We start from the raw sequence: 5,232 nt of genomic DNA on the forward strand, positions 1-5,232 counted from the left end.
CTGCCGGCCGCGTCCTGCCCATGCAGATGGAAGCTGTGTTTGCCCAGATCGATGCCAATCAGCGTGACGGTGCTCATGAGAGGTCCCCCAAAAAGAACAATCCCCACTCAGCGTACCGCTTCGTGGGGATCGGGCTGACCATCTCATTAGCCCCCGGGAACCCGGGGGCATTTTTCATTCCCGCGCCCTGTCGGGCGCAGCATGGCGCGCTCAGTTGCCGCGGGCCATCGGGATCAGGCGCGTCACTTCCTTCAGCGCGCCTTCGTAGCTGTTGCCAGCCATGACCGGCGAGGTCATGAACTTGCCGCCCACGGCGAAGGACGGCGTGCCTTCGATGCGATAGGCGTCGGCCAGCTGGTTGGCGCGCTGCACCTGGGTCTGGACGCTGAACGAATCGAACACGGAATCGAACTTGGCGCGGTCCACGCCTTGCGCGGCGGCCCATTCGCCCATGGCCTTCTTGTCGATCAGGCGCTTGTGCTCGCCATGGATGGCGGTGAAGACCTTGGCGTGCAGGTCGGGGCGCTCCAGCGCGATCAGCGTGAAGTACAGCTGTTGCAGCGGCTTCATGCCGGCGTTGAAGGCGATCGGCACCTGCTTGAGCACCACGTCGGGCGGGGCGGTCTTGGCCCAGTCTTCGACCAGCGGTTCCATGGCGGCGCAGTGCGGGCAGGTGTAGGCGAAGAATTCCAGCACTTCGATCTTGCCCGGGGTGTCCGACGGCAGCGGCGGGTTGATCGCCTGGTATTGCTGGGCGCCGCCCTGGGCGTGGCTCGCCGGGCTGAGGAAGGCCGTCGCGGTGAGGGCGGCGGCGGCCATAAGGCGGATGAGCTTTTGGGACAGCATGGGTATGAGGTTCCTGGAGAAAACGTTACAGACAGGCCCAAGGCCGGATTAGTTCAATGCGGTCATTCACTGCCGCACCACCGCGGTTTCGATCTTGTTCTCGCCCAGGCGCCCGCGCGCCCGGTTCATGTCGTCCAGGCGGGCATACGGCCCCACGCGGACGCGGTTCAGCGCCTTGCCGTTGACTTCGGCCTTCTGCACCGACACCGGCAGGCCCAGCAGGATGATGCGGGCCTTGAGCGATTCGGCGTCGTCGGCGCTGCGGAAGGCGCCGGCCTGCAGATAGTAGGAGCCGTTGGCCGATGCCGAGGCGGACGCCGATGCCGCCGGCGCGCTGGCCTTGGGCGCCGGGGCTGGCGTCGGCGCGACCTTGGCGATCGGCGTGGGCAGCGGATTGGGCGCGGCGGGAGTTGGCGCCACGGCCGCGGCGGCCGGCTTGTTGTTGGAGGTCGGCAACGTGGCGATCAGCGCGCCCAGGTCGTCGGACTTGGACGGCGGCGTATCGGCGCCGGCCGTGCCGGTGCCGGGCAGCGGCGCCGGCGTGGTCGCGGTGGGTCCGCTGGGCGGCGTGCCCGCCGCGCCGTCGCGTCCGTACAGGCCGGCGTTGGGATCCGGCGCCTGGCGCGGGTCTGGCAGCTTGCCGGCGTCGCGGCTGGCGCGGTCCACGAAGGGCACCGGCGCCTTGGTCACGTAGAACGCCACCACCGCGGCGACGATGAGGCCGATCAGCAGGCCGGCAAGCGCCCCGTACAGGGTGCTGCCGCTTTCGCCCGACCGGCCGGAGGATTTGCGCTTGGTCGCCATGTGCCGATGTTACATCCGCTCCGGCGCCGACACGCCCATCAGCTCCAGGCCGTTGGCCAGCACCTGGCGGGTGGTGGCGGCCAGGCGCAGGCGCGCCAGCTTCAGGGCGGTGTCGTCGACCAGCACGCGCTCGGCGTTGTACCAGGCGTGGAAGTCGGACGCGCAATCGCGCAGCCAGAAGGCGATGTGGTGCGGCGACAGATCCTGGGCGGCCAGGGCCACCACTTGCGGGAACTCGGCCAGGCGCTGCATCAGCGCGAATTCGGTGGGCGCGGTCAGCAGCGCGGCGTCGGCGCGGGCCACGTCGTCGGCCGGCATGCCGGCGTTGGCGATCACCGAGCAGATGCGGGCGTGCGCGTACTGGATGTAGTAGACGGGGTTCTCGTCGCTCTTGGACAACGCCAGGTCCACGTCGAACACGAACTCGGTGTCGGCGCGGCGCTGGATCAGGAAGTAGCGCACAGCGTCGCGGCCGACCCAGTCGATCAGGTCGCGCATGGTGACGTAGCTGCCGGCGCGCTTGGAGATCTTGACCTCTTCGCCGCCGCGCATGACCTTGACCATCTTGTGCAGCACGTAGGACGGGTAGTCCTTCGGGATGCCCTCTCCCAGCGCCTGCAGGCCGGCGCGCACGCGCGCCACGGTGCCGTGGTGGTCGCTGCCCTGGATGTTCACGGCGCGGTGGAAACCGCGTTCCCACTTGGCCTTGTGATAGGCCACGTCGGGCACGAAGTAGGTGTAGCCGCCCTCGCTCTTGCGCATGACGCGGTCTTTGTCGTCGCCGGTGCCCAGTTCGGTGGTGCGCAACCACAGCGCGCCGCCGTCTTCGTAGGTGTGGCCGCCGGCGATCAGCGCCTTCACCGTGGCCTCGACGCGGCCGGAGGTGTATAGCGAGCTTTCCAGGTAGTAGTTGTCGAACGCCAGGCCGAAGGCCTGCAGGTCCAGGTCCTGTTCGCGGCGCAGGTAGGCCACGGCGAAGGCGCGGATATCGTCCAGGTTGGCGATGTCGCCGCTGGCGGTGACCGGCGCGCCGTCGGAGGCCTGCAGCGTCTTGCCGGCCTGGAAGTCGCGGGCGATGTCGCTGATGTAGTCGCCCTTGTAGCCGTCGGCGGGCCATTCGGGCGAATCCGGCGTCAGGCCGCGGGCGCGGGCCTGCACGCTGATGGCCAGGTTCTCGATCTGGTTGCCGGCGTCGTTGTAATAGAACTCGCGGGTCACGTCCCAGCCGCTGGCGTCGTACAGGCGGCAGAGGGCGTCGCCCAGCGCGGCCTGGCGGGCATGGCCCACGTGCAGCGGGCCGGTGGGGTTGGCGGACACGAACTCGACCAGGATCTTCTCGCCCGTGCGCGGCGCGCGGCCATAGGAGGCGCCCTGCTCGGCCACCGTCGCGATGACGGCCTGGCGCGCGGCGGGGGTGACGCGCAGGTTGATGAAGCCGGGGCCGGCGATCTCGGCGCTCTCGACCAGGGCGCGGGCGTCGGGCTGCGCCATCAGCGCGTCGACGATGGCCTGGGCCAGCTCGCGCGGATTGCGCTTGGCCGGCTTGGCCAGCTGCATGGCCACATTGGTGGCGACGTCGCCGTGGGCGGCGACCTTGGGGCGCTCCAGCAGCACGTTGGGCTGGGCGTCGGGCAGGCTTTGCGCGACGGCGGCCTGGATCAGGGAAATGAGTTGTTTCTGTTGCTCGAGGAGCATGGGCGTCCGGAGTAGTTCGGTAGGAGTGGCGCAGGCGGCCGGGCCGGGCGGGCCGGGGGCGTCCAGGGATGCGCGGCGCGTCGGCGCCGGATTCGTGGCTGCCGCAGGTCCTGCTGTCACGGGAATCCCCTGAATCATAGTTGATTTAGCGGCCGGACCGGCGCTTGCCGGGGGCGGGCCGGCCCGTGCAGGCATGCCGCGGCGTTTCTGGCGGCGCGTTCAAAGCGCCAATGAAATCAAGGCGCTAGGCCAGGCACCGGATGGCCGGTGGCATCCGGGCCGGGGTTGCGGTAGTGTTATGGAGTCCCACCCTATCCCGGAGACAGGAATATGCTGATCACTTTTCATTCCAAGGTCGTGGCCGAAGTGCTGATGTTGACCGACCACGCCGGCGCGCTGCTGCAGGCTGCGGGCAAGTCCTTCGGGGACAAGATTCCGGAACGCGGCGTGTTCACCGCGGACCAGCTCGGTCCGGCCATCCAGGGCATCGAGCGCGCCATCGCCGACTACCAGAAGAGCGGCCATGATGACGACGAGGACGACGACAAGCAGCCGGTGGCGCCGATGGCGCGCGCCGTGGGCCTGAAGGAACGCGCCTTTCCGCTGCTGGACATGATGCGCCAGTCGCAGGCCGCCGGCGCCGAAGTCACCTGGGAAGTGTCGCGCGGCTGGTAGCAATGTCGCCGGGCGGACAATCTGTCCGGCGATTTTTGCCTACGCTTGCCGGCTGACGCCACATCAAGGAATTCTGCCCATGCGCAGCGATATCACCATCGTTTTCGACACCCGGCGCTCGCTGGACCTGAATGCCACCGTCGAGCCTTCGCCGCAGCGCCAGAGCGACGCGCGCGACTGGTTCGACAGCGCCTGGGAAACCCTGGGCTGCGAGCCGCTGCGTCCCAGCGGCAAGGTCCTGCTGCTGGACAAGGTGCTGGGCGTGGCCGACGCGCTGGGCTATGACGTGCTCTCCACCGACGAGAAGGAAGCGCGCGAGTTCGCCGAACACCTGGCCCTGGCGCTGGAGCGCCCGCGCATCACCGTGGACCTGCCCGGCCTGACGGTCGGTTACTGATCCGCCTGTCCGCCCCGTTGGGGTGGGCCCCGCCGCGACCCGATTTTCTGGCCGGGTCTCGCGCCCGCCGACCCGCCGGGGCATCGCCCGCATCTGGCGTTTCCTTTCCGCATGCCACCTGGCCCGACCGTGCCGCGGGCGGCGACGTCACGCGCCGCCTTTCCCAGCTAGGGTATTTCCCAGGCCGCACACGCCTGGCTTCGAGCTATAGTCAGTTGGAATTCAGGTGGGATCCCAGAAGGATTCCAATGGGAACATGAACATTGAACTGACCGACCCCTCTGTCGAAAACGAGGCCGCCGGCTGTGACGGCCCGGCGCTGAGCGTGTCCGAACGCACCTACCAGGCCCTGCTCGACCGCATCGCGGCGCGCCAGATCGGCCCGGGCGAAGTGCTGGAAGAGCGCCGCCTGGCCGAAGAGCTGAACGTGTCGCGCACGCCCATGCGCGCCGCGCTGAACCGGCTGCTGGGCGAAGGTATTCTCAAGCGCCTGTCCAATGGCTCCGTGGTGGTCCATGCCTTCGGCGTGACCGAATTGCTGGAGCTGCTGCAGATCCGCCAGTTGCTGGAAGGCCAGGCCGCCGCCATGGCGGCCGGCCGGATTCCCGGCGACAAGCTGGCCGCCGTCAAGGCGCGGCTGGAAGACGTGATGCGCTACAGCGCGGCCGGGGGCGAATCGACCTGGACCGCGGACAACGAGGTGCACGAGCTGGTGGCCGCCTATTGCGGCAACAAGTCCATGGCCGCGCTGTAGCGCATCACGTCTTCCAGCCGCGCCTTGACGGCGGCCAGCTTGTCGCCGGGAATCCGGCCGG

General features: G+C 68.9%; 6 protein-coding genes. 3 read left to right on the plus strand and 3 right to left on the minus strand.

Features of this window, described 5'->3' with window-relative positions; all coding sequences use genetic code 11:
- Positions 1-210 precede the first annotated feature (210 nt).
- The 3 genes from AC6LJ5_RS29830 to argS all read right to left on the minus strand — a co-directional run bounded on the left by AC6LJ5_RS29830 (position 211) and on the right by argS (position 3,345).
- Complete coding sequence (locus tag AC6LJ5_RS29830) at positions 211-846, minus strand: thiol:disulfide interchange protein DsbA/DsbL (protein WP_103271929.1); 636 nt, start codon at positions 844-846, stop codon at positions 211-213.
- Positions 847-912: 66 nt separating this feature from the next.
- Complete coding sequence (locus AC6LJ5_RS29835; protein WP_103271930.1) at positions 913-1,650, minus strand: SPOR domain-containing protein; 738 nt, start codon at positions 1,648-1,650, stop codon at positions 913-915.
- Positions 1,651-1,659: 9 nt separating this feature from the next.
- Positions 1,660-3,345: an arginine--tRNA ligase gene (argS, locus tag AC6LJ5_RS29840; RefSeq protein WP_103271931.1), complete on the minus strand. Its 1,686-nt coding sequence runs from the start codon at positions 3,343-3,345 to the stop codon at positions 1,660-1,662.
- A gap of 330 nt (positions 3,346-3,675) precedes the next feature.
- Between argS and AC6LJ5_RS29845 the strand changes: the two genes are divergently transcribed.
- The 3 genes from AC6LJ5_RS29845 to AC6LJ5_RS29855 all read left to right on the plus strand — a co-directional run bounded on the left by AC6LJ5_RS29845 (position 3,676) and on the right by AC6LJ5_RS29855 (position 5,171).
- Positions 3,676-4,020: a DUF1840 domain-containing protein gene (locus tag AC6LJ5_RS29845; protein ID WP_103271932.1), complete on the plus strand. Its 345-nt coding sequence runs from the start codon at positions 3,676-3,678 to the stop codon at positions 4,018-4,020.
- Positions 4,021-4,099: 79 nt separating this feature from the next.
- Positions 4,100-4,417, plus strand: a complete 318-nt coding sequence (locus AC6LJ5_RS29850; RefSeq protein ID WP_103271933.1) for a hypothetical protein — start codon at positions 4,100-4,102, stop codon at positions 4,415-4,417.
- 256 nt (positions 4,418-4,673) lie between these two features.
- Positions 4,674-5,171, plus strand: a complete 498-nt coding sequence (locus tag AC6LJ5_RS29855) for a GntR family transcriptional regulator (protein ID WP_498142397.1) — start codon at positions 4,674-4,676, stop codon at positions 5,169-5,171.
- The last annotated feature ends 61 nt before the right edge of the window (positions 5,172-5,232 follow it).

Source organism: Achromobacter sp. 1011791174 (assembly GCF_059760925.1).

Bases quoted from the DNA above. Each gene is read 5' to 3' on its own strand.
- AC6LJ5_RS29845 (WP_103271932.1), top strand. From the start codon at position 3,676: ATGCTGATCACTTTTCATTCCAAGGTCGTGGCCGAAGTGCTGATGTTG.
- AC6LJ5_RS29850 (WP_103271933.1), top strand. From the start codon at position 4,100: ATGCGCAGCGATATCACCATCGTTTTCGACACCCGGCGCTCGCTGGAC.
- AC6LJ5_RS29855 (WP_498142397.1), top strand. From the start codon at position 4,674: ATGAACATTGAACTGACCGACCCCTCTGTCGAAAACGAGGCCGCCGGC.
- AC6LJ5_RS29835 (WP_103271930.1), bottom strand. From the start codon at position 1,650: ATGGCGACCAAGCGCAAATCCTCCGGCCGGTCGGGCGAAAGCGGCAGC.
- argS (WP_103271931.1), bottom strand. From the start codon at position 3,345: ATGCTCCTCGAGCAACAGAAACAACTCATTTCCCTGATCCAGGCCGCC.
- AC6LJ5_RS29830 (WP_103271929.1), bottom strand. From the start codon at position 846: ATGCTGTCCCAAAAGCTCATCCGCCTTATGGCCGCCGCCGCCCTCACC.